The sequence below is a fragment of the Dyadobacter ginsengisoli DSM 21015 genome (assembly GCF_059568735.1).
The window spans coordinates 603,550-628,279 of record NZ_JCANTY010000006.1; the positions used below are offsets into that span (position 1 = coordinate 603,550).

24 protein-coding genes are annotated in these 24,730 nt (G+C 48.2%); 18 read left to right on the top strand and 6 right to left on the bottom strand.

Translation table 11 applies throughout. The annotated features are described in order from the left end of the window. Positions 1–15: 15 nt before the first annotated feature. From BP71_RS24210 to BP71_RS24220, 3 genes are all read left to right on the top strand, one after another. Positions 16–2,016 carry a putative Ig domain-containing protein gene (locus tag BP71_RS24210; protein WP_496384043.1) on the top strand — a complete coding sequence of 667 codons (2,001 nt, stop codon included), beginning with the start codon at positions 16–18 and terminating at the stop codon, positions 2,014–2,016. A 163-nt stretch (positions 2,017–2,179) separates the two neighbouring features. Then, positions 2,180–2,668, top strand: coding sequence for a hypothetical protein (locus BP71_RS24215; RefSeq protein WP_496384045.1), 489 nt, complete (start codon positions 2,180–2,182; stop codon positions 2,666–2,668). A 77-nt stretch (positions 2,669–2,745) separates the two neighbouring features. Continuing rightward, on the top strand, positions 2,746–2,940 hold the full coding sequence (locus BP71_RS24220; protein WP_496384047.1) for a hypothetical protein: 195 nt from the start codon (positions 2,746–2,748) through the stop codon (positions 2,938–2,940). Between the two features lie 200 nt (positions 2,941–3,140). On the opposite strand, the gene BP71_RS24225 is transcribed toward BP71_RS24220, so the two are convergent. Next, positions 3,141–3,728, bottom strand: a complete 588-nt coding sequence (locus tag BP71_RS24225) for a YfbU family protein (RefSeq protein WP_496384049.1) — start codon at positions 3,726–3,728, stop codon at positions 3,141–3,143. Between the two features lie 108 nt (positions 3,729–3,836). Between BP71_RS24225 and BP71_RS24230 the strand changes: the two genes are divergently transcribed. After that, entirely contained in the window at positions 3,837–4,052 is a 216-nt protein-coding gene (locus tag BP71_RS24230) for a hypothetical protein (protein ID WP_496384051.1), read from the top strand. Here the strand turns inward: BP71_RS24230 and BP71_RS24235 are convergent. The 4 genes from BP71_RS24235 to BP71_RS24250 form a co-directional block, all read right to left on the bottom strand. Then, positions 4,046–5,317, bottom strand: a complete 1,272-nt coding sequence (locus tag BP71_RS24235) for a replication-associated recombination protein A (protein WP_496384053.1) — start codon at positions 5,315–5,317, stop codon at positions 4,046–4,048. The genes BP71_RS24230 and BP71_RS24235 overlap by 7 nt on opposite strands. A gap of 113 nt (positions 5,318–5,430) precedes the next feature. Continuing rightward, entirely contained in the window at positions 5,431–6,012 is a 582-nt protein-coding gene (locus BP71_RS24240) for an RNA polymerase sigma factor (protein ID WP_015815162.1), read from the bottom strand. 159 nt (positions 6,013–6,171) lie between these two features. Next, a complete protein-coding gene (ade, locus tag BP71_RS24245) occupies positions 6,172–7,803 on the bottom strand; it encodes an adenine deaminase (RefSeq protein WP_496384056.1) in 1,632 nt (543 codons plus the stop codon). Then, a complete protein-coding gene (locus BP71_RS24250; RefSeq protein WP_496384058.1) occupies positions 7,800–8,708 on the bottom strand; it encodes an AraC family transcriptional regulator in 909 nt (302 codons plus the stop codon). Before BP71_RS24250 ends, ade begins: the two co-directional genes overlap by 4 nt. A 175-nt stretch (positions 8,709–8,883) precedes the next feature. Here BP71_RS24250 and BP71_RS24255 point away from each other — a divergent pair, with 175 nt between their 5' ends. The 7 genes from BP71_RS24255 to BP71_RS24285 all read left to right on the top strand — a co-directional run bounded on the left by BP71_RS24255 (position 8,884) and on the right by BP71_RS24285 (position 15,265). Further along, entirely contained in the window at positions 8,884–10,536 is a 1,653-nt protein-coding gene (locus BP71_RS24255; RefSeq protein WP_496384060.1) for a UxaA family hydrolase, read from the top strand. 163 nt (positions 10,537–10,699) lie between these two features. Next, positions 10,700–11,473 (top strand): SDR family NAD(P)-dependent oxidoreductase, encoded by a 774-nt coding sequence (locus BP71_RS24260; protein ID WP_496384062.1) that lies wholly within the window; start codon positions 10,700–10,702, stop codon positions 11,471–11,473. A gap of 153 nt (positions 11,474–11,626) precedes the next feature. Further along, positions 11,627–12,490: a fumarylacetoacetate hydrolase family protein gene (locus tag BP71_RS24265; RefSeq protein ID WP_496384064.1), complete on the top strand. Its 864-nt coding sequence runs from the start codon at positions 11,627–11,629 to the stop codon at positions 12,488–12,490. 2 nt (positions 12,491–12,492) lie between these two features. Next, positions 12,493–13,323 (top strand): amidohydrolase family protein, encoded by an 831-nt coding sequence (locus tag BP71_RS24270; protein WP_496384066.1) that lies wholly within the window; start codon positions 12,493–12,495, stop codon positions 13,321–13,323. A gap of 9 nt (positions 13,324–13,332) precedes the next feature. Continuing rightward, complete coding sequence (locus tag BP71_RS24275; RefSeq protein WP_496384068.1) at positions 13,333–13,662, top strand: L-rhamnose mutarotase; 330 nt, start codon at positions 13,333–13,335, stop codon at positions 13,660–13,662. A gap of 55 nt (positions 13,663–13,717) precedes the next feature. Next, complete coding sequence (locus BP71_RS24280; protein ID WP_496384070.1) at positions 13,718–14,482, top strand: endonuclease/exonuclease/phosphatase family protein; 765 nt, start codon at positions 13,718–13,720, stop codon at positions 14,480–14,482. Positions 14,483–14,485: 3 nt separating this feature from the next. Next, on the top strand, positions 14,486–15,265 hold the full coding sequence (locus tag BP71_RS24285; protein WP_496384072.1) for a (Fe-S)-binding protein: 780 nt from the start codon (positions 14,486–14,488) through the stop codon (positions 15,263–15,265). Between the two features lie 96 nt (positions 15,266–15,361). Here BP71_RS24285 and BP71_RS24290 read toward each other — a convergent pair whose 3' ends face one another. Beyond that, on the bottom strand, positions 15,362–15,757 hold the full coding sequence (locus tag BP71_RS24290) for a hypothetical protein (RefSeq protein ID WP_496384074.1): 396 nt from the start codon (positions 15,755–15,757) through the stop codon (positions 15,362–15,364). 240 nt (positions 15,758–15,997) lie between these two features. Here BP71_RS24290 and BP71_RS24295 point away from each other — a divergent pair, with 240 nt between their 5' ends. From BP71_RS24295 to BP71_RS24325, 7 genes are all read left to right on the top strand, one after another. Further along, entirely contained in the window at positions 15,998–17,374 is a 1,377-nt protein-coding gene (locus tag BP71_RS24295) for a lactate utilization protein B (RefSeq protein WP_496384076.1), read from the top strand. 2 nt (positions 17,375–17,376) lie between these two features. Further along, positions 17,377–17,964 (top strand): LutC/YkgG family protein, encoded by a 588-nt coding sequence (locus BP71_RS24300; protein ID WP_496384078.1) that lies wholly within the window; start codon positions 17,377–17,379, stop codon positions 17,962–17,964. A 5-nt stretch (positions 17,965–17,969) separates the two neighbouring features. Then, positions 17,970–18,485, top strand: a complete 516-nt coding sequence (locus tag BP71_RS24305; RefSeq protein ID WP_496384080.1) for a GNAT family N-acetyltransferase — start codon at positions 17,970–17,972, stop codon at positions 18,483–18,485. Positions 18,486–18,623: 138 nt separating this feature from the next. After that, the gene (cmk, locus tag BP71_RS24310; RefSeq protein ID WP_496384082.1) at positions 18,624–19,331 is read left to right on the top strand and encodes a (d)CMP kinase; all 708 of its coding nucleotides are present in this window, start codon (positions 18,624–18,626) and stop codon (positions 19,329–19,331) included. Position 19,332: 1 nt separating this feature from the next. Beyond that, on the top strand, positions 19,333–20,403 hold the full coding sequence (locus tag BP71_RS24315) for an NAD(P)/FAD-dependent oxidoreductase (RefSeq protein ID WP_496384084.1): 1,071 nt from the start codon (positions 19,333–19,335) through the stop codon (positions 20,401–20,403). Between the two features lie 16 nt (positions 20,404–20,419). Further along, positions 20,420–23,641, top strand: coding sequence for a hypothetical protein (locus BP71_RS24320; RefSeq protein ID WP_496384086.1), 3,222 nt, complete (start codon positions 20,420–20,422; stop codon positions 23,639–23,641). A gap of 99 nt (positions 23,642–23,740) precedes the next feature. Beyond that, the gene (locus BP71_RS24325) at positions 23,741–24,670 is read left to right on the top strand and encodes a PorP/SprF family type IX secretion system membrane protein (RefSeq protein ID WP_496384088.1); all 930 of its coding nucleotides are present in this window, start codon (positions 23,741–23,743) and stop codon (positions 24,668–24,670) included. Positions 24,671–24,730: the final 60 nt, after the last annotated feature.

Here is a 24,730-nt window from a genome sequence, read left to right on the forward strand (position 1 = left end):
TAAATTTCTACTACTATGAAAAGTTCGATCGGCGACCTGTTAAAAAAAATGGTCTTACACAGATTTAGTAAGGCCTTTGCCGCGGCGCTCGTTAGCGTTGCAACCATTAATTCGTCTTATGCGCAGCAATACGTAGCTTCAACAACCCAACTTGTTCACTCGGAGGCGCTGGCGTCATCTTATGTCAACAACAAGGACTTTGCTGTCGGTGCTCCAAACGGGCAATCGGCAACAATTTCGGCTTCTGGCGTAGTAGTTAATCTCGGTGTTTCTATCACCTACACCAGCGATGCTTCCCTTACCATGACGTTCTCGCCGGCGCTTCCCGCAGGCAAAACAACGTATGTGCGTATCAGTGAGTTATCCCAGACAGGCCTGAACCTTGACCTGAGTTCGTTGGTCAATGCACTGGGGTTGCTGCAAAACAACACGATTCAGGCCACGTCAAACGGTGGTACAACCGCGAAGGAACTTGTTCGCGACGCAGCGGGAAACTTGTATATTGCCGTTACCCCTACCAATTCTTATACCAGTATTACTGTAGGTCTCGACTTTGCAAACGCAACCAGCACACTGGTAGGGTTGGCACTCGGGCGGATTACGCTCACCATCGAGCACGCGGTAAGTTATGAGAACTCTGTGTTTACGCCCTGCGAGGCTATTCCATTTGCGTATGCAGGTGTAAATCCCCATGCAAGCGGTATTGCGCTCACATTGACAGATGCATTGCAAGATCCTGAAAAGGCGATTGATGGGGACGTAACGCCCGGAAACTTTTCACTACTGCAAAACGGAACGGTGGCCCTTGCTTCTACGGTTTCGCAAACGATTTATCTTGGGAAAACGGTTGCTCCAACCAACGAGATTGTTGCAACGATATCGAAGCCGGCTGCGCTGGTTAATCTGGGGGTATTGGAGAATATAACGATCCAGGCATATTCTGGAGCGACTGCGGTGGGAGCAGCACGTACTGTGGAAAGTCTTCTGCTGGACCTCGACCTGCTTACATTGTTCGGAAACAACAGCCTTGCGCAGATTTCTTTCGCACCGGGCGGTGTTGTGAGTTACGACCGCATTGTGGTGAAGTCGGTGACAATCCTGAACGCGAATCTTTTCACTGGCTTACGCATTCATGAGCTGGGCTCGCGCCCACCGGTCGTACTCTCAGGTGGTACAGTAGCTACAGGACGTGTAGGGGATGCAATAAATGCCAATCTATTTGCAGCTACATCCGGCGGATCACCTAGTTTTAGCATCCAGTGCGGTTTGCCGACTGACTATACCTACGCATTGTACCAGGTATCTGCACCAGGTGGCCGTACCATGGCTGGCACATTGCCTTCCTCGGTTACATTAAATTCGAACGGAACGTTCTCGGGTACCCCCTCAACCGGGCAAAACGGAACCTATACTTTCGATGTGCAGGCGACCAACAAATTCGGTCAAACTGCCGTTGCGTCTTTTGAGATGACGATCGAGAATGCGTTGCCTGTAACATTGGTGAGCTTTAAAGCAATCTCCGAAGGTGAAACGGCTTCTTTGTCCTGGGCTACCTCAGAAGAAACCAACAGCGACCGTTTCGATATCGAGCGTAGCCAGAATGGAAAAAACTGGGTGAAGATCGGTTCGGTAGCGTCCAATCAGGAAAGCGTTGTTACTCGGTATTACTCTTTCACCGACGCTACACCGTTGAGAGGTGACAATCTCTATCGATTGAAAATGGTGGATCTGGATGAAACATTCTCTTACAGCCGTATCGAAAGACTTAACTTCAAAGCGACTGCATTGGTTTACCCGAACCCGGTTAACAGTTCCGAAAACCTCACCTTCAATGTAGGTGACTGGAGTAAGGTGAAAAATGTAAAAGTGGTAGCTGCATCCGGAAAGGTGGTTTTTGAGGCTTCAAATGCAATTTCGTCGGGAATCAGCGCACGTAACCTTGTAGCGGGGGCGTACGTAGTGCAGGTGACACACATCGACGGAACCGTTAGTTCACAAAGATTTGTAAGGCTATAGTCCTCTTCATACGACACAGAAACAAAACCGCTGGTGGCAATGCCGGCGGTTTTGTTTTTTTTACAAACTATTTATTAAAATTGTGCGAACAAACAACTTTGATCCGTTCATCGGTATATTTGGTTTTTGAAATACCCCGATTTACCAACGTTAATTTTTAGCTATGCCAAGTAAAAGAGGCAAAAAGAGCAAGTTTAAAAAAGTTCTTATCCCTGTATTGAAGTGGACCAGCGCCATAATACCTGTATTGGGCTTCATTTACATCCTTTATTATTACAAACAGTTTGACTTTCTGAAAGAAAGGCCTGCCGTGCATTCGGAAACCAAAGTGGATTCATTGCCGGCTCAGCCCGGGCAGTCCCGTGATGCGCTGGTGAGTAAGATCCGTGTTGCGAAAAACGAATGGCACTCGGTTGGTGGTATTGCAATTCACAATATGGTGATCGAGAACACATCTGCATCTGCGGTAAAGAGCATTGAAGTGGAGTTCAAATATCTCAACGAAGTGCAGGATGTCGTGGTTTCAAAGGTTATCACGATCAAAACGCCGCTTCCTGCCAACAAATCCACTAATGTCTCCGGCCTGAGTGTCGGCTACGTTAACAACTCCGTGGTGGGTTGTGATGTGAAGGTGCTCAACGCCAGATTGTAACTGTTTTTCCGGGAGAGGTAACTTTTCTGGTATGATTGTTTTGATGTGTTAGTCAGAACCTGACTACATGACGAAACATGGCACAAATAATTCAGAGTATCTACAACATTGCGCCCGTCCTACTCACAGTAGCGCTTGCGGGAGCGGCGATCGGAGGTCTTTGGCTCGCTATCGATCTTAGCAAGAGAAGTGCAAACAACCGGTACGCCATCAGCGATCGTTTGTTTTTCAAGCGCAATGCCAATCGGCTGAGAAAAATGCAACTACATTAATGTATAGCCATAAAAAAACATCCCAGTTACAAAGTAACCGGGATGTTCGATTTTACTCAACGTTATTGAAAACCTTTTGACAGGTTTCCGATACAAACTTAATGATTTCTTTATTCAAAACATTGCTTTTTGTTTAGGAAATAATATTTTTTGTAGTCGATTCACGACATCCATTTACTAAGCGGTAGAAGCTCCGGGAATCAGGAAGTTACACTCCTGTCAATCGATTTGACCTGATCGATAAAACTCTGCAGATCCGTTGCAGAATAGTGCTTTTTTTTAAGCTTTTCATAGTCAAAAAACAATGTCAGCATATGGTTATATTTAATCATGCAGCTGTTGTTGTGGGCTTTCAATTCCCTGCCACGGTACTCCTCGTGTTCATCCATCCGATCGACGAGATAGGACATCATGTAGTAATGCATGCCACTGTCCTGATCAAACCCTTCAAACTCGAGGGAGGCGAGATCCAGCAATTCTTTGTCACTGTCGCTCAACAGCCGGATGGAATCGTTGATCCGGCTGTACATGCTCATGATATCGGAGATTTCGTTATACACACTGATGGGAACTTCCTCGTAAAGGTTGTTAAATACCTTGGGGTAAAGCCCGGTGTAACCTTTTTCAAGGATTTCGATTCGTTTTTCATGAAGTTCCTTTTCTTTTTCGTCACCAATGAGGGAGAGAATTTTGCATTGGTTGATTAACAATTGCCGCTCTAAAAGCGGAATGCTTTCCGGGATCATATGGATAAGGTTCATCGTTTGTAGCAAGTTAATCGTATTCATTACATTTTATGTAAGACGCCATTTGCAATATCCGGGAAACTTTGCTCCTTTACGTCTTTATTGCGCTTGATGGCACGAAATCGCCAGCTGCATTTCATAACTCAACTTATGGATAACTTACCTCTTGAACCGAACGAAGCCGCCTATCCGGATGGTAAGCCTGATAAAGAGCTGCTGTCGGAATACGTAAAAAATATGGAGACGGACGAAAACCTGGAAGAACTTGCACGCAAGCTAGGGATTGAATGGCGGGAATCGCCCCAGGCTAAGCCAGACCTGTCTTTTAGTAAATTCGAAAAGAAGACGAAGCCTGGTAATCAGTAGCCGTACCAGTCGCCCCACCAGTGCTGAAGTTTCTTCCTGATTTCCTCTTCTCTGGCATTTTGGCCCGGCTCAAAGAACCTGGTTCCCCGCAATTCGTCGGGCAGAAAATCCTGTTTTGCGAAGTTTCCGTCAAAGTCATGTGAGTACTTATAGTCCTTCCCATAACCGATCTGTTTCATGAGTTTTGTGGGCGCATTACGAAGGTGTAGCGGGACGGGAAGATGCGCCGTGCGCGTAGCTGCTTCGATAGCTTCGGCGATCGCCAGGTAGCTCGCATTGCTTTTGGGAGACGTGGCCAGATAAACGGCCGTTTGGGACAGAATAATGCGGCATTCGGGATAGCCGACGACATTGACAGCCTGCATACACGCATTGGCCATGATCACCGCCGTAGGATTTGCATTCCCAATGTCTTCCGAGGCCATAATGAGCATTCGCCGGGCAATGAAGGAGGGATCCTCCCCGGCCACGATCATTCTTGCCATCCAGTAAACGGCGCCGTTCGGGTCACTGCCCCGGAGCGATTTGATGAACGCAGAAATAATATCATAATGCTGTTCGCCCGATTTATCGTACCGGGCGATATTCTGCTGCGCGACTTCGGTTACCCATTCATCGGTGATGTCAATCTTTTTGGCGTCGCCTTTCGCCAGCACCACGAGTTCGAGCAGGTTCAGGAGTTTACGCCCGTCGCCGCCCGAAAGCCGCATCAGGGCATCATAGGAACTGAATTTGATATTTTTGTCTTTGAGCCACGGATCTTTCTCAAGTGCGCGTGCAATAAGCCCTTTCAACTCTTTTTCGCCGAATGCTTCCAGAATGTATACCTGGCAGCGGGAAAGCAACGCGGAATTGATCTCGAAGGAGGGGTTTTCGGTCGTGGCGCCTATGAGCGTGACCTGACCTTTCTCAACGGCGCCGAGCAATGCGTCCTGCTGGCTTTTGTTGTAGCGGTGGATCTCATCGATAAACAAAATGGCTGGAAATAACCCGGAAGGCCGTGCCAATACTTCGCGCAAGTCCTTCACGCCGGAACTGATGGCGCTCAGGTTGTAGAACTGCCGCTTGGTAGTTTCTGCGATAAGTAATGCGAGGGTGGTCTTACCTACACCTGGAGGTCCCCAGAAAATCATGGACGGTATGGCATTCTGCAATATGGCCCGCCTTAATGGCCCTTTCGGGCCGAGTAGTTTTTCCTGTCCCACAAAATCGTCGAGGGTCCGGGGGCGGAGGCGTTCGGCGAGGGGAGTGGTATTCATGGTCATGGGTGAAGTGTCGGAATTAGTTTGTCAATGTAAGATTAAAATAACGCAAAAAAAGCGTGGCATAGTTCGCCACGCTTTCATGCGTATCATTTAAACGTTTAAACAGAGTGCTATTAAAAAGTCAGCCTGTCGAGTGTCATTTGCTTTTTGAGGTTACCCAATGCGCCAAAAACCAGGTTATAAACCGATTGTATATTTATTTTCATCAAATCTGCAATTTCATGATTGTTAAGGTTCATGTAGAATTTGAGGAAGATCGCCTCGCGCTGGCGGCGTGGCAGGCCGTTGATGGCCACATTCAGGTGCTGGTTGGTGGATTCGAATTCTTCTTCCGAAATCAGGTGATTTTCATGGGAAGGGGTGTTGATATGCCAGTATTCAACCGGGATATCTTCGTTGCTCGTATGCTTTTGTTGTGCATTCAAATGACGGACAAGTTTCCTCTTAATGGAGGCCATCAGGTAAAAGCGGACCGAAGTGGTGTCACCGAGCGTCATGCGGTTTCTCCATAATTCTACAAACAAATCGTGGATGCAATCTTTGATGAGCGGCTTGTCGATCGTGAATTGCGAACAGTACTGGTAAAGAATGTGAACGTAAGAGCGGTAGAGGCATGCATAGGCATTTTCATCGCCTTTTCTGAATTGATCCCAAAAACAGAGTTCTTCTTCTTGCTTGTAGCGTAGGTGAGCCATTGTTTGGAAAGGATTTGGAATTGGGGTTAGGAATGATTGATAATAATGTCATTATTACACTTGTAAATATATTTATAAAAAAACATAATTTAAAAATATTTTCATTATAAAATTATATTTCAAAGGTTAATGATACCATTTCCTTAAAACGACTGTGTTTTATAAACTTAAAGAGGTGAACTTGAAGTTTTCCCCGTCAAAAAGCCCCTTGTCGCTCAGTTTTAGAGAAGGTATCACCAGTAACGCCATGAAAGACAGAGACATAAAGGGTGATTTCAAGGTCGATCCCAGTTCATTTTTCACAAACTCGTCGAGGCGCGTATAGGCTTCGGCAACTTTGTAACCATCCTCATCGGTCATCAATCCGGCGATTGGAAGCCCGATCAAATGTGCTGCACCTGCTCCGACTGCCGAGATGCCGCCCTTCGCGCCGATAATCAGGTTTACCGCCTTCGCCATGCTTTCATCATCACAACCTATGCATATAATATTGTGTGAATCGTGGGCAACAGACGATGCCAGTGCGCCACTTTTCAACCCAAAATTCCGGATGAACGCAATCGCCGGCGGTACACCCGGGGCATAGCGGTTCACGACCGTTACTTTCAGCACATCCTTTTCCAGATCGGGAACCAAGGCGCCATTGACGACCTTTCCGGCTGTTATCCATTCATTTGTAACCAATTGACCTTCCAAGGCCTCGATGACCCTGATCTGGCTCCCGGAATTTTTTGCGGAGCAGATAAAATCGGAGGGAGATCTGGATTCGCATTCGAAGCGATTGGGATGCGCGCTGCGTAAATCGGGTATCAGCGACTGGCCTTGTCTGGCCACCAATGCACCATCAATCCAGGTTTCAAAAACATTAAATTCATCGGGATTATCGATAAGAATGAAATCTGCCGGATCGCCTTCCCGTAGCAGGCCCGCATTCAAACTGTAATGCAATACCGGGTTTACGCACGCAGCCTGCAGCACATGCCATAAATTATATCCCGAGGCGAGCGCGCGTTTAACAAGTACATCAATGTGTCCTTCCACGAGATTGTCGGGGTGCTTATCGTCGGAACAGAACATAATGCTATCGGGAAACTCGTCAATCAGCGGGATCAGTGCTTCGAAATTCCGGGCGGCGCTGCCTTCGCGGATCAGGATTTTGACACCATAATCTATTTTCTCACGCGCTTCCTCGTAGGTGAAGCATTCGTGGTCGGTGCTGATCCCGTGACTGGCATATTGCTTTGCGGCATCGCCACGAAGGCCGGGTGCGTGGCCGTCTATTACCTTATTATAATGCTTAGCCCAATTGATTTTCGCCATCATATCGGGATCTTCATGCAGTACACCGGGAAAGTTCATGACCTCGGCAAGGTAGCCTATATTGGCATTGGCAAGCAGCTTACCTACCTGATCCGCATCTACAACGGCACCAGCCGTTTCAAAAATCGTCGCGGGGACGCACGAGGGCGCGCCGAAGCAGAACTTGAACGGGACGCGCTTGCCGTCTTCGATCATGAAGTACACACCTTCAATGCCAAGGACATTGGCTATCTCATGTGGGTCGGACACTGTCGCGATCGTCCCATGCACCACAGCCAGCCGCGCAAACTGCGCAGGTGTGAGCATGGAGCTTTCCACATGCACGTGCGCATCCGTAAAGCCGGGTAATGCATAGGGTAATGCGGGGTTTTCCGGACCCAGGATTTCTATTTTGTCAATATGTTTTCCCGCGATACGGATTTCTGCTTCTTGAATGCTTTTTTCAAAGATATTGATCAGATTGGCTCTCATAAGGCTGCGTTAAAGGTGGGCAAATGGCCGGAAATAGGGATTTTTCTAAATTCCTTCTGGTATTGCATCGGACTTTTGCCTGTATGGATTTTAAAGTATTTATTGAAGTTGGCGAAATTATTGAAACCGCTTTCAAAACAAACCTGTGCCACCGGAATGCGGGTTTCGGAAAGCAATTTGCAGGCGTGGCCGATCCGCAGTTCCAGTAAAAATTGCGAGTAGGTTTTGCGGCTGCGGCTTTTGAAATACCTGCAAAAAGAATGCGGACTGATATTGGCGACCTCGGCGATTTCTTCAATGGAAATCTTTTTCTGGAAGTTGGAAATCGAGTACTGGTAAATTTGGTTGATCCGGTCGGTATCGTACTGGTCATACTCGTTTTGGTACTGGGTGTTCGACAGGAGGTTGATCTCGCCGCATTGGGCGAGGGTTTCCAGTATTTGTAATAATGAGATGATGGGGTTCCCATTGCTCTGATTGAGGAGTTCGTGCAGAAGGACCTTTACTTTATCGGTCCCTTCGCCGAGTATCTTCATTCCAAGACGGGCTTTGAGCAGCAGATCGTGAATGGCCTTGTTTTCGGGCAATCCCAGGAAGGTTTTGCCAAATATATCTTCCGAAAAATGGACGACCGTTGCCTGTGCATAAAGCTTACTTTCACGCTGGAAGTACTTTTCATCGCAACGCCAGTAATGCGGGAGGTTAGGGCCGATGAGCAGCAGATCTCCGCTCTGGAAACTTCGGATATTGTCGCCGACAAACTGGGTGCCGGAGCCCTGCTCGATGTGAATGAGCTCTAATTCAGGGTGGTAATGCCAGCGGTTATAGAAGTAGAGTACCACGTCGCGACGGATACTGAATGATTTTTGTAGCCCTTTCGGAACTTTGAGCAGCTGCGGTTTCACAAATAATTACATGATTAAAACCGTAAAAGAGAAATATATGCCAATATAGTTGAAAAAATTGCTAATGTCTGAGTTCATAGTATTCAAATAATTCTGTTGTTTTGCTGATATATTCTATTTGGCGGAACTAGATACCACTGGAATATACCTTGTTACCATTCACCTTGAACATATTATGGCGTCCCAACTTTTGAAAATTCACCCTTCCGATAATGTGATCGTGGCATTGCGAGATCAACCCGCAGGCGCGGACGTGACATGGGAGGGAAATCATTATTCACTTCAATACGGCGTTTCGGCCAAGCATAAATTCGTTACGGAAGACATTGAAACCGGAGGCGCCATCATTATGTATGGGGTACTGGTGGGAAGGGCTACGCAGCCTATCAAGAAAGGAGAACCCATCACCACCTTCAATCTCAAACACGACGCGCACGATTACAGTACTGCCAACCGCAAACCTTATACATACGTACAGCCGGACGTGAGTCATTGGCAAAACCGGACTTTTAAAGGTTATCATCGTGAAGACGGCCGCGTAGGCACTTACAACTACTGGCTGGTGGTACCGCTGGTTTTTTGCGAGAACCGCAATGTTTTGATCATGAAGGATGCATTCGAGCGTGAGCTTGGCTATGCACAAACCGATATGTACCGCGACCAGGTGCGGGAATTCCTGCATTTGTACCAGGCCGGGGATATGCGGAAAATCAAAAGCCTCGAAACGTTTACAGATGCTCCTGTCGCTCGTAAGAAACCGGAACGGCCGTTCAAAAATGTGGACGGAGTGAAATTTCTTACCCATGAAGGCGGTTGCGGTGGCACCCGGTTGGATGCCAATACATTATGCTCATTGTTTGCTGCTTATGCGGTTCATCCCAATGTAGCGGGGATCACAGTGCTTAGCCTGGGATGCCAGAATTCGGAGCTTAAAACACTCGAAGATGAAATCCGTAAGCGTGATCCGCATTTTAATAAGCCATTCTTTGCGTTTGAACATCAGAAGGGGACTGAGTACTCGCTGATGTCCGGCGCTATTAAGGAAACGTTTATGGGCTTAACTAAAATCAACGAATTCGAAAGGGCCGATGCCCCGTTATCGAAGCTGTCGGTAGGTCTGAAGTGCGGCGGGTCGGATGGCTTCTCCGGTATCTCGGCCAACCCTGTTCTCGGACACCTTTCGGATCTGGTGGTAGGATTGGGAGGTCAGACATTGCTGGCCGAATTCCCTGAGCTGAATGGTGTTGAGCAGGAATTATTAAACCGTTGTGTAACGGAGGAAAAAGCCGCGAAGTTTGAAAAACTGATGCGTGACTACGCCGGCAAAGCGGAAGCCGTGGGCTCAGCATTTGCTTTCAATCCATCGCCAGGCAACATCAAGGACGGCTTGATCACCGACGCCATCAAATCGGCTGGGGCAGCAAAAAAAGGAGGTAATGCCTACGTATCTGATGTTCTGAATTACACCGAGAGAGCTTCGGAATCGGGACTGCACCTGGTTTGCACCCCTGGAAACGATGTGGAGGCTACCACAGGCCAGACCGCGGCCGGGGCGAACATCATTCTCTTCACTACCGGCCTGGGTACGCCCACAGGTAACCCGATCTGCCCCGTGGCTAAGGTTGCTACCAATTCGGCACTGGCACAACGCATGCCGGACGTTATCGATTTCGATTGCGGCCCGGTTGTGGACGGTACGCAGAGCATCGAACAAAACGCCGAGGCATTGCTTGAATATGTAATCAAAGTGGCAAGCGGTGAACAAACCAAGGCCCAGCAATTGGGCCAGGACGATTTCATCCCCTGGAAGCGGGGAGTATCGCTGTGAGGCAAGCACCCGAAGTTGGCCTCAGCACCAGGTTCCGGTAGGCCGCCTATCCCCGTCTTGAAAGCAGGGGTTGGAAAGTAGGAGCTGGAAAAGGTCGCTGCCGGTATAAACAACGCATCATCAACCCCGGGTTTCAACCCGGGGGACCAAAAACAAAAGAACTATGTTCAATCTAAATGGAAAAACAGCGCTGGTAACCGGCGGAGCGAGCGGGATCGGATTGGCGATCTCCAAAACGTTCGCAAAGCAGGGGGCCTATGTGCACATTCTGGAACTTAATATTGACCTTGCCGACGAAGTAGTGCGCGAAATCACTGCCGAGGGCGGTCAGGCTGAGGCACACGCTCTGGACATCTCCAAGCAGACAGATGTCGTCAATACAATCAATGCCATTGCGGCGAAGCAAAATATCAATATCCTGGTTAATAACGCAGGAATCGCGCATATCGGAAAGGCCGACACCACGGCGGAGATCGATTTCGACCGGGTGATCAACATCAATGTAAAGGGAGTGTACAATTGCCTCATGGCCACCATCCCGCATTTGAAAGAGAACGGTGGGGGAGTAGTCCTCAATATGGCGTCCATTGCCGCGACAGTAGGAATTCCGGATCGCTTTGCTTATTCGACAGCCAAGGGAGCGGTTTATTCCATGACATTGTCTGTCGCCCGGGACTACTTGGCCGATGGCATCCGTTGCAACAGCATTTCACCCGCGCGCGTGCATACACCGTTTGTGGACGGTTTTATTTCCAAAAACTATCCCGGTAAGGAGCAGGAAATGTTTGAAAAGCTGTCGAAAACGCAGCCCATCGGCCGCATGGCTAAACCGGAAGAAATCGGTGCATTGGCATTGTACCTGTGTTCCGACGAGGCAGGTTTCATTACCGGTTGCGATTACCTGATCGACGGCGGGTTTGAGAAGTTGAATAATTAGGAAGGGCTTTCGGCTGCCGGCTTTCGGTTGTCGAAGTTTTCTGAAAATTTTTATTTTGTACAAATATTTAAAATCGACGGACGAAAATCGACCGCCGAAGTAACCAAAACCCCAAAAGGCGGAAGGCCGACTGCCCAAAGCCGAAGTACGTATATGAAACTTTTTCGATTTGGTGCATTTGAAAATGAAAAGCCTGGCGTAGAGCTGCCGGATGGAACAAAGCTGGATGTTTCTGCATTTGGCGAAGATTATAATGAGAAATTTTTCGCGACTGACGGGATTACCCGCTTGCAAAGCTGGCTGGAATCCAATGCAGCTTCCGCTCCGAAGGTAGAAGATGGATTCCGTTACGGCTCCTGCGTTGCGCGCCCGTCCAAGATCGTTTGTATAGGTATGAATTACGCGAAGCATGCATACGAATCTGGCGCAACCGAGCTTCCTAAGGAACCTATTATTTTTTTCAAATCAACTTCGGCATTATGCGGGCCTAACGATCAGGTTGTTATCCCCAGGAACTCGGAAAAAACCGACTGGGAGGTGGAGCTGGCAGTGGTGATCGGGAAGAAAGCCAGCTACGTGGATGAAGCGGACGCATTGAATTACGTGGCTGGGTATGCTGTCCATAATGACTACTCCGAGCGCGCATTCCAAATGGAGCGTGGTGGTCAATGGGTGAAGGGAAAGAGCAATGACACCTTTGCGCCACTGGGACCCTACATGGTGACGGCAGACGAAGTAGGTAATGCCAACGACCTCGACCTCTGGCTTAGCCTGAATGGCAAGAAGATTCAGGATAGCAGTACCTCCGATATGATTTTCCAAATTCCTTTCCTGGTTAGTTACCTGAGCCAGTTCATGACCCTGCTTCCGGGCGATGTCATCACCACCGGAACGCCGGCAGGAGTGGGGCTGGGTATGAAGCCGCAGGTTTACCTCAAACCCGGCGATGTGGTTGAACTGGGCATTCAGAAATTGGGTACTCAAAAGCAGGAAGCGGTAGCCTGGAAAGCGATATAACAATGACAATAGACAGCCATCAGCATTTCTGGGTTTTTGACGAAGAACGGGACTCCTGGATCACACCCGACATGCAGGTGATCCGCCGGAATTTCCTGCCGGAAGATCTCTGGCCTGTTCTGAGGGCGAACAAAATAGATGGATGCATAGCTGTACAAGCCTCGCAGTCGGATGCGGAGACGGAGTTTTTGTTGCATCTGGCCGAAGCCGATGATTTTATCAAAGGTGTCGTAGGCTGGGTCGATCTGCGGGCAGAGAACCTGTATGACCAGCTGGAAACGTACTCACAGTTTGAAAAACTAAAAGGTTTCCGGCATGTCGCACAAGGGCAGCCGGAGGGTTTCCTGCTTCAACCCGGATTCATCAGGGGAGTAGGACAGCTGGTTGCATTCGACTTTACTTACGACATTCTCATTTATCATAACCAGTTGAAAGAAGCATTCAACTTCGCGGTCAAATTGCCGAACGTTCATTTTGTGCTCGATCATATTGCCAAGCCGCTGATCAAAGCACAGGAATTGCAGCCCTGGGCCGAGGATATCCGGAGATTGGCCGAACTGCCGAACGTCCATTGCAAGGTGTCGGGAATGGTAACGGAGGCAACATGGATGCACTGGGAGAAGGCTGATTTCAGGCCTTATCTCGATGTGGTTTTTGAAGCTTTCGGCCCGGAGCGGATCATGTACGGCTCGGACTGGCCCGTTTGCCTCGTGGCAGGAGAATACGAAGGTGCCAAGGGGATTCTCACTGATTACCTGAGTATGTTTTCCGATGACGAAGTACGGGATGTGATGGGGAACAATGCGAGGCGGTTTTATAATCTGGATATATAAGTATTGAGTATGAAAAGATATTGCCTGGCGGTGGACCTGGTGGATGACCCGCAAATGATCGCGGAGTACGAAGGTTATCACAAAAAGATCCAGCCTGAAATACACAAAAGCATTACGGATGCCGGCATTACGGTAATGGATATTTACAGGGTCGGCAACCGTTTGTTCATGATCATGGAAACGGATGATGATTTCAGTTTTGATGCAAAAGCCCGGATGGATGCATCCAATCCGAAGGTGCAGGAATGGGAGCAGCTCATGTGGAAATACCAGCAGGCGTTGCCTACTGCCAAACCCGGGGAAAAATGGGTGTTGATGGAACAGATATTTGCCCTCTAAAAATAAAGGTTATAGTATGAACTAGCATTCGATCAGGTTGATTAGATTACTTTACTTGACGTCCATCCTTCTTGCCTCATTCGCTATACTTGGATCACAGCCCCGGCGGGCCGTGGAGATCAAGCTGATGAGTTTTAACATCCGGCATGGGTTAAATGATGCCGAAGAGTCCAATTTGAGGGATATTTTAAGGATTATCAAGGAAAATGACCCCGACCTGGTCGCCCTTCAGGCGGTCGACAGCCTGATGGAGAAGGGGAAAGTCCAGTTTCAATTGAGGCAGATCGCCGCGCAAACGGGTATGTATTATGCATATGCTGTCGCCGATACCTCCGAAAACGGAACACAGGGTGTAGGAATACTATCCAGTTGGCCATTTGAAAAGACCCAGGTGATCAATCTTCCCAAAACTGCCGGCTCCGACCCGAAAGTGCTCCTTTGCGGACTGATCAGGTTGTCGAGAGGATTGACCTTCCGGTTTTGTAACTCCCGGTTGGAATATGCTTCGGTGATGGATCGGGCATTGCAGGCCGCTTATATTAATCAGATGCTCGTCAACAGTGTTCAGCCCGTTCTGCTGGGCATGGATATGGGCGCGAGACCGAACGAACAACCTTATTTTTCGTTCCGCAAAAAATGGCAGGACGCTGCCCATGGGTCGCAGATGCAGACCTGGAATCAAGGTTTACCGGGCGACCGGCTCGACTATATTTTTGCTTTGCTTAACAACAAGGTACGCATCAAGAACTACAAAGTCATCAGGAATTATCCGGACGTTTCTGATCACTATCCCATTCAAGCCACCATTGAATTTTGGTAGAAAATGAATTACTCAAATTGGAAGATCGGATTATTTATACCCTGTTATGTGGATCAGTTTTACCCCCAGGTGGGCATTGCCACACTGGAATTGCTGGAAAAACTGGGATGCCGGGTAACGTTCCCCCTGAATCAGACCTGCTGTGGGCAACCGATGGCCAACTCCGGTTTTGAACATTTGTCCCGATCGTGTGACAATCTGTTCTACGATCAGTTCAACGATTGCGATTACGTAGTTTCTCCGTCCGGAAGTTGCGTGCTGCATATCAAAGACCATCTTAAGGCCGACAATAAGGCCGATGAGTCGAAGATGTTGCGCAGACGGGTATATGAGCTGGTCGAGTTCATCACCGACATCCTGAAAATAGATTTGATCGAAGCGGAGTTTCCGTACCGGGTAGGGCTGCATCAGGGATGCCATGGGCAACGCGGTCTGCATTTGTCCCAGATGTCGGAATTGAATGCAGCTCCCTTTTCGAAGCCGGTTTCACTTTTGAAGCAGGTAAAAGGCATCCAGTTGATCGACCTCGACCGGACAGATGAATGCTGTGGGTTCGGCGGGACGTTCTGTGTGAGCGAGGAAGCGGTGTCGGTGAAAATGGGCAAGGACCGGGTGGCCGATCATTTACGTCACCAAGCGGAATACATTACGGGCTCGGACATGAGCTGTCTGATGCATTTGGGGGGTATACTGAAACGCAGCCATTCAAATGTCCAGGTAAAACATATCGCTGAAATCCTGAACAGCAGCATTCAGAAACAAAGACCGGAGCCCATACATTGAGCCCCGGTCTATACAAAGTTTACGGATTGCGTACCACGCCGGACGTACCACGCCAGGCGCTCCACGCCGGTTCAGAATCTGAGAAGAGCCACGTTATTAGTTGATGGAAGAAACAACGCGGCTGGTTGTAGTCAAGATATCAAACGATTGTGAAGCCTTCTCTTTACCATCCGTGATTTCAAACGTGTAGGTGCCGTCCAAAAGGGTTGATAAATCGAAGTATTTCAAATAGTTGTTATCTACGCGTCTGTTTTCTGAGAAAAGAACATTTTTCTCGTTGTCCAGAATGCGAACGACTACGTTTTTTGAAATTGGATTATTATAAGAAACACGGAATTGCAATGGTTTAACCTGCAGAACGGTCAGCTTGGTCGAAGTGCTTTCAGTTTTGTCTGCGGTAGCGATGTTGTCCTGCGCATTTGAAGAAAATGCCGATCCTGATAGAAGCAAGCCAGTCAAGGCTGCGATAATAAGAGTGTTTTTGGTTTTCATAGGAGTTGTTATTTAAATGTCTAAAAAAAGTTAAACTAAACTTGTTTCAGACTCCGATGCCCCGATCGAAAAACTTTGTGATTCAAAATTATAAGATATTGCAATACAATAAAATAGCAATTTTTTGATTTTGAAAAAGTTGTTTATTAAACAAATTGCAAACTTGGAATTGTGCAATGAATGTGAAAAGTGCAATCCTTATTCTTCTTAAAATACCATTATCAAATTGTTAAGGCAGCTATGTCCAAAACAAGTATCGATCACGCGGAAGCTTCCGAAGTGTTCAACCAAGACGAACCGTATGTAAACTGGCATGACGAAACCCTGTGGTTCGTGCGTCAGAAACGTGATAAATCTTCCAAACAGCTGCCCGAATGGGAACAGCTCCGGGAGACGGCTTCGGGTATCAAGCATTATGTGCTTTCGCATCTCGATGAATTGCTGGTGATGTTTGAGCAAAAAGCCAGGGAAAATGGCGTTCATGTGCACTGGGCGGCCGATGCTGCCGAGCATAACGAAATTGTCCTCGGTCTCCTGAAACAGCATAAGGTCAATAAGATGGTAAAGAGCAAGTCGATGTTGACTGAGGAATGCCACATGAATGAATTCCTTGGCAAGAATGGCATCGAAGTGATTGATACCGACCTTGGCGAGCGCATTGTGCAGCTGCGGAATGAGCCCCCAAGTCATATTGTTCTGCCTGCAATCCATTTGAAAAAGAAAGACATAGGCGACCTCTTTCATGAGCATCTGGGCACGGTAGCAGGCGCTACCGATCCGCAGTACCTCACCGAAGCCGCGCGTCAGCATTTGCGTGACAAGTTTCTGACGCGTCGTGCAGCACTGACGGGCGTAAACTTTGCCGTTGCTGAAACGGGCGGATTTGTGGTCTGTACCAATGAAGGAAACGCCGATATGGGTGCACACCTGGCTGATATCCATATTGCCTGCATGGGTTTTGAGAAGATTATTCCAGAGCAGGAGCACCTGGGCGTATTTCTGCGTCTGCTTGCGCGGAGTGCCACCGGGCAGCCAATTACCACTTACAGTAGCCATTTTAAAAAGCCCCGGGAAGGGCAGGAAATGCATATTGTAATCGTGGATAACGGGCGCAGCACACAACTCGGCCGCGCCGATTTTCGGAGCTCGCTGAAATGTATCCGGTGCGGAGCGTGTATGAATACCTGCCCGGTTTATCGTCGGAGTGGCGGGCATAGTTACCACAATGCAGTTGCCGGGCCGATCGGTTCTATTCTGGCACCCAACCTGGATATGACAAAGAATGCCGATCTGCCTTTCGCAAGTACATTATGCGGCAGCTGCTCGAACGTATGCCCGGTGAAGATTGATATCCACGATCAGCTCTACAAATGGAGGCAGGTGCTGGCAAAGGAAGGCTATGTACATAAAAGCAAAGAAATAGGGATCCGCGCGATGTCGACATTGCTGGCACAGCCGCGATTTTACCAATGGTCGGGTCGGGTTGGACGGACTGTCATGAGAGCGGTCCCCTTTATCGTAAATAACGGCCTGAACCCTTGGTACAAGCAGCGCGACATGCCGGAGGCACCGAAGGAAAGTTTCCGTGACTGGTATGTAAGAAACCGAAAAGCATAACCATGAACTCACGAGAAAGAATTTTGCAGCAAATCAGGCAAAACAAACCCAGCGAGACCGCATTGCCGGATCAATTGCGGTATGACAGCCTTTATGACAATACGGAGGAGAAATTCAGGGAGATGCTTGGGGCCATTTATACCGAGGTGATCGTGGTAAAGGATCTTGCGGAACTATCGGACAAAGCGCATGAGCTTTACGGGGCGATCGCCAACCGCGCCACAACAATTCCGGAGCTCGCCGAATGGGCCGATTTTAGCCTCAATGTTTCGGATCCCCACGAGTTGGAAACAGTTGAAATAGCTATCCTGCGAGCTGAATTCGGGGTGGCAGAAAATGGGGCCGTCTGGATTTCGGACCGGCATTTGCCCTACCGCGCATTACCATTCATTACACAGAACCTGGCGCTGCTGATCCCGCGTAGCGCGCTCGTGGACAATATGCACGACGCGTATGTACGCTTGCAGGAGACCACGGGTTGGGGTTGTTTTATTGCAGGTCCGTCAAAAACTGCTGATATTGAGCAATCATTGGTCATCGGTGCGCATGGTGCGCGCAGCATGGTGATCTTTTTGCTTGACGGTGAGTAGTTTTTATGAATGAACAAGTAACACTCAGGCTATTTCAAAGAAACGTTGCCGAAAGGCTGGCATTTTTAGCCAATAACAAAAATGTCGTAGCACAGGTGAGGGATAACTTCCCCTCACCTTATACTTTATCCGACGCGCACTACTGGATCGATTTCTGTAATGGCCGGCATAATGGCGAGAGCTTTCACCGGGCAATTTATTACAATGAGGAGTTTGTAGGCGGTATCGGTGTATTGAGGCAGGAGGATATTCACCGTAACAATGCGGAAATTGGCTATTGGCTGGGTGAGTCTTTTTGGGGATTGAACATCACGACCTCGGCCGTGTTGCAAATGACCAGCTGGATTTTTGAAAATACGAGCATTACCAGGCTTTACGCGGGCGTGTTTGAAACCAACAAAGCTTCCATGCGCGTTTTGGAAAAAGCAGGTTACCATCTGGAAGCGATTCACCGTAAAGCCATTATTAAATACAACGAGGTATTGGATGAGCACCTCTTTGTAAGGCTGGGCGGTGAGTAATCAGGAATACGTTTTTAAAAACTGCTCCCAACAACCCTACCTCTGCATTCTTTCCCTATTTTTGCGAAGATCAATCCGATCATTTCCTGATTTGTAAATTGGTAGTTTTACGGTCTGCCAGAACTACATTGTTATAATATGCCCAAAATTATCGTTGCCATCGACGGTTACTCCAGTTGCGGCAAGAGCACGACTGCGAAACTGGTTGCCAAGCAACTGAATTATCCCTATATAGATACCGGCGCAATGTACCGGGCTGTGACACTGTATTTTATCCAAAACCACATCAGCCTGACCAACCCTAAAGAGGTCGAAAATGTCCTGGGGCAGATTCAAATTACCTTTCGGCGCCATCCTGAGCTTGGTCGGAATGATACCTATTTAAACGGACTCAATGTGGAGGAAGAGATCCGCAAAATGTACGTTTCGGAAATGGTGAGCGAAGTCAGTGCGATTGCCGGTGTACGGCATGCGCTGGTGGCGCAGCAGCAGCGTATGGGCAAAACCAAAGGGATAGTAATGGATGGAAGGGATATCGGTACAGTCGTTTTCCCGCAGGCCGAACTCAAAATTTTTATGACAGCTGATCCGCTGATCCGCGCACAAAGGAGGCAACTGGAATTAATGGAAAAGGGCGATATAGTAGGTTTGGAAGAAATACTCGAAAATCTCAGAATGCGCGACCACATTGATACCCATCGTGCAGAAAGCCCGCTGATGCAGGCGGCAGATGCTGTTTATATAGACAATTCGTTGATGACCCTGGACGAACAGGTGGAGCTGGTTGTACGGCTTGCCGACGAGCAGATCGGACTGTCACTCAGAAGGGCCGCTGCCAAAGCCTGATATGCTGCAATCCGATTACGATTATCTGATCATTGGGCAGGGCATTGCCGGTACATCCATGGCCTGGCATCTGCATAACCTCGGGAAAAAAGTCCTGGTCGTCGGTGACGCGTCACTGCCTTCATCCTCCCGCGTGGCAGCAGGTATTTTCAATCCGTTGACGGGAAAAAAGCTTGTCAAAACCTGGCTTGCGGATGATCTGTTTCCGTATGCGAAGTCCTTTTACAAAGAATTAGAGGATAGGCTGCATTGCCAACTGGTGCATGAAGCGGCTATCTACAGACCTTTCAGGTCCATTGAGGAACAGAATACCTACCTGGCACAAACAGCGGATCCCGGAATCAGCCCCTATATCTCTAAGGCACAAGACCCTGCTGCGGAGTTATCTTATGTCCATGCAAATTTCGGTGGTCTGGAGGTAGTACAGGCTGGCTGGATCGATCTGCCCGCATTGCTCGACGCGAGCCGGATCTATTTTGAAAGTGCAGGTCTGTATACAGAGGCAACTTTCGACGCTTCCGAGCTGGACAGGAATGCAGAATGGATCGGGTGGCGCGGTAAGCGGTTTCGGGCAGTGATTTTTTGTCAGGGATTTATGGCTTTGGAAAACGATTTTTTCGATTGGCTTCCATTTGCGCCAGTAAAAGGACAAATCCTGGAAATCTCTACAAACGTTCCACTCAAACCGTACATCATTAATCAGGGTATATTCGCATTGCCGGTGTCTGAAAATAGGATGAAAGTAGGAGCGACATACTCCTGGGATCCTTTAAACTGGGAAGCGACAGCTGAGGCGACAGAGGAGCTGGAAGCAAAAATGAAGGGATTATTGAAATTTTCATACGAATTAAAAGGTGCCGTTGCCGGTATACGTCCGTCCGTCCGGGACCGAAGACCCTTGATCGGCATTCATCCGGAATTTTCTAATGTAGCTATTTTCAATGGGTTAGGTACGAAGGGTGTCACGCTCGCTCCTTTTCTGGCAAAAGAGTTTTGTGACCACCTTACCGAGGGTAAAGAATTGAACCCGCTAGTGAATATAAAAAGGTATTTTTCGTTATATTTCCGTTGAAGTCAGCCTTAGCACTATGAGCATAAGACATATATACAAATTAACCTTTTCGATCGGTCTATTAGCGGTTTTAGGATTATTTACAGAGTCAATAGCACAACGCTATCCTTCTCAGGAGACTTTTGGAAAAAACCGGGTCCAGTATAAGAAGTTTAACTGGAAGATATTCCGGACCACGAACTTCGAGATTTACCACTACCAGGGTGGTACTGCATTGGCCAAGCTGACGGCCCAATATGCGGAAAGCGAGTTTGATAAAATCACAGACATATTGGGATGGACGCCTTACAACCGTGTCAAAATCTTCCTTTATAACTCGCCTGCGGAGCTCGAACAGAGCAATATGGGGTTATCGGTGCTGGATAACCTCAATGAGCAAAAGCTGGATCTTTCCCAATCTCGCGTAGAGGTGGCCTACACCGGGGACCAGATCGGCTTCCGGAAAAAGCTTGTGCGGGACATCAGCCTGTTGTTCGTCTATGATATGCTATATGGCGGTAATATGAAGGAAGCTTTGCAGAGCTCCTTGCTGCTTACCCTGCCGGAATGGTTTATGTCCGGCACTGCCGCTTACATTGCCGAAGGCTGGTCGCCGGAACTGAACGACTATATGCGTGACTTCTTCAAAAACCGCAATGTGCGCAAACCAACGCTTATGACCGGTGACGATGCCACGCTGATCGGGCATTCGATCTGGAACTACATCGCGGAACGTTACGGGAAGGACAAAATTTCTGATATATTGAACCTGACCCGCATTATCCGTACGGAGCAAACCAGTATCACCAGTACGCTGGGGGTTCAATCATACAACCGATTTCTGCGCGACTGGCGTGCTTACTACCTGAACCAGAGCAAGAATGCAGAGCAGTTTTACAGCGACCCCAATCCGACTTGGAAATATAAGCTGAACGAATTCAGCGTTACCGACGCGAGTGCTGTCATCAAAATTTCTCCTGATAAGAAGTTTACTGCCGTCAGCGAGATCAAGAACGGACGCTACCGGGTATACCTTTTCGACAGCGAGACGGGTTCGAAAAAAGTGATCCGCCAGGGTAAGCTGGACATCATCGGTGGCAGAATGAAGACACAGCCGCCGTTGCTGGGTTGGTCCAGAAACAATGTGCTGACGATACTCGCGTCTGAAAATGACAAGAAGAACCTGTACATGTATGAAAACCTGGGTACCAAAAAAATCAGAATCAAACTAAAACGCAACATCCGGGGGCTAGACCAGATCGTGGACATGGATGTCTCCCACGATGGTACCATGCTTGCCGTCAGTGCTGATAAGGCCGGGCAGAATGATCTGTTCCTGATCAGTGTTGCACGGGCTTCGGCGTTGCCGCTCACCAGCGATCTCTACGATGATCTCTCGCCGAGATTTATTCAGGGTTCTTCCAGAAGAGTGGTGTTTTCATCCAATCGCCCTGTTGATTCATTGGGAACAGGTGATAAGGGAAGCTACAAATCCATCGCGGCCTCCTATACCATCTTTGAACATGACGGAGCTCCCAAGTCCGAGAATATAGTGAAACTTGTTCCGTCCGAAGGGAAGACCAAAGTTACAGCTGTTTATGCCGATGAGAGTGACGTGGTGTACCTGTCGAATGCAAAAGGCGTTAACAATCTGTACAAGTATAACCGGGCTTCTCAAACAAGTTCTCAGCTAACCAACTATATACAGAATATCCGGAATGCGGATGTGAACCTGAAAACAGGCGGCGGAGCGTTGGCATATACTTATTTGAATGACGGCTATTACACGGCTGCATTTAAAAACGGGTTCGATCTGAATGCGACTGTGAATCCCCCTTCATTGAGCATAGCGAGTGCGGGAAATCCGGCCAACGGCAACGCCGCTGCGACTACTACCAAGACCGACTCGGTGACGAAGGGAACCTCTCAGGCGGAACAAGCACCAAAGCTGGCTTTGAAGGAAGGGGAAGTAGATACCGATAATTATGAATTCGATGAGGATGTTCTGAAAGCATTCGAATCCAAGAGAAACAGAGGCAATTTCCCGACAACGCCCGGCGCTTTGTCGCGCACCAAGGCTACGCGGGAGAATATTGCGATCAAAGGCCCGTATAACTATAAAGGCCTGTTCATTACCAACGACGCAAGTTCCGATTGGCGCATTGACCCGATCCGGGGATTTGGTTATGCACAATCCATTTCGATGAACGACCTGCTGGAAAATCACGTCATCAAGGCGGGGCTTTTCATCTCATCGAATTTCAGGAACAGCGACCTTTTTGCTGAATACAACAACAATACGTACCGGGTCGACTTTGGTCTGAGGATCGACCGGAGAACACTTTACAATGACTCCGAGGGACTGATTCAAAAATACCGTTTCAATCAGTTGATGTTCACGGCTTCGTATCCATTCTCTACGACAAGCCGCTTGTCGGTATCACCGATGTTCACATCCACCAGGATGATCGACGTGCTGCTGCCGAATCCTGACCTGTCTTCCAACTATGGTGGTTTGAGGAGTGAATTTGTATTTGATAACACCCGTGTCAATGGCATGAACATGATGGAAGGAACACGCTTTAAGATCCGTTATGATCTCTATCAGGGAATGACTAACGGAAATGAAAGCTTCAATCGGGTAAGCCTTGACTTCCGTCACTACCAGAAAATCCATCGTGACCTGATCTTTGCCGTGAGAGCAGCTGCCAGCCATTCGGGTGGAAAGGCGCCGAAACAGAATATTCTCGGCGGTATGGAAAACTGGCTGGGGAACAAGAAAGAAAACCGCACCGGCGAAAATCCGCTCAACTTCCAACGCGATAACCGGGATATTTTCTTTGCCGATTTTGCGACCAATCTTCGTGGATTCAGGCTGAACAGGCTTTCGGGAACGAGCTACATGTTATTAAATGCCGAATTGCGCATTCCGCTGGTTAAGTATCTCTACCGCGGCGCCATTACGTCGAGTTTCCTGCGCAACTTCCAGATCGTTGGTTTTGGTGATATTGGAACAGCCTGGACCGGCAAAGGGCCATTCAGTGAGAACAACAGCTTGAATACACAGATCATCGGAAGCGAGGACGACCCTTTCCGGGCGACAGTTACGAATTACAAGAATCCTTATCTGATGGGTTACGGAGCAGGGGTGAGAACAACGCTCTTCGGCTTTTATGCCAAATTTGATTACGCCTGGGGTGTGGACAACGGTTATACCAACAAACCAATCCCTTACGTAACATTGGGTTACGATTTTTGATTAAATCAAGCAGTATAAACGACCAATCCGGGAGTTATAAAGATGGCAAGAGATCGACTCTCCTGCCATTTTTGTTTCCGGTTAACCAATTTAGTGCCGATGTTTTCTATAAATACAAATTATCTTTTGGGGAAAGCCTGCCTTTCGGCGTTACTGATTTGCTCTTCCTTGCAAACAGCTTTTGCACAAAGAGAAGTATTGTACGAACAATACGTTCAGAATCCGATGGCTATCAATCCCGGTTTTACAGGTGTACGAGAGGATTTCAATATGACGGCGATATTCCGTCGGAAATGGTTTAATATCCCGAATTCACCTTCCAGTCAGACTTTCGCTGCTGACGGTACTTTCTCGAACGGGAAATTTGGTGTGGGGTTCCAGGCGCTGAACGACCAAACCAGCTATTTTACCACTACGGCCGTTGTCGGGTCTTTCGCATTTCATTTGGGTATATCTGATACCTGGAAGCTCGGTTTGGGTGCACAAGGCGGAATTAATGTATTACCGGTTTCGGACGGAACTTTTATCGCCAACAACCGGGCATTGGGTAGTTTCGGACTGGGGGCTTGGCTACGTTCAGACAATCTGTACTTCGGGATTTCGAAACCGGAGGTGCTTTCGCAGGAGTTCGGTGACCAGGCGGTGGGTAGTCTTTACCGACGTCCACTTTATGTCATGGCAGGTGGAAGTTACGACCTGAGTGAGCAGGTGATGATGTTGCCCCATGTACTGTTCATACAGGAAAAAGACCACAAGCTGCGCGCTGACTTCGGTTCGAGATTCTGGTTCAATAAAAAGGTAGGGATAGGCGCTTCGTACCGGGTTGGAGGAGGTTATAATTCTGTTTCCGCGAAAGTGGATTATTTGCAGTTAACCGCTGAGGTTCAGGTCGGAAGGAACGTTCGTCTCGGATATTTTTATAGCACGAGGCAGGCAGAACAGATTTATTCGTCTTATTCCGGGCCAAAAGGGATTCACGAACTCATGTTAAAATTTATTCCGAATCCCAAAGGATTTCAGAAATATTGATGTCAGGATCCATTCCAAATCGTTTTTTAGGTTGACTTAAAAGGATATTTTTATTCGTAA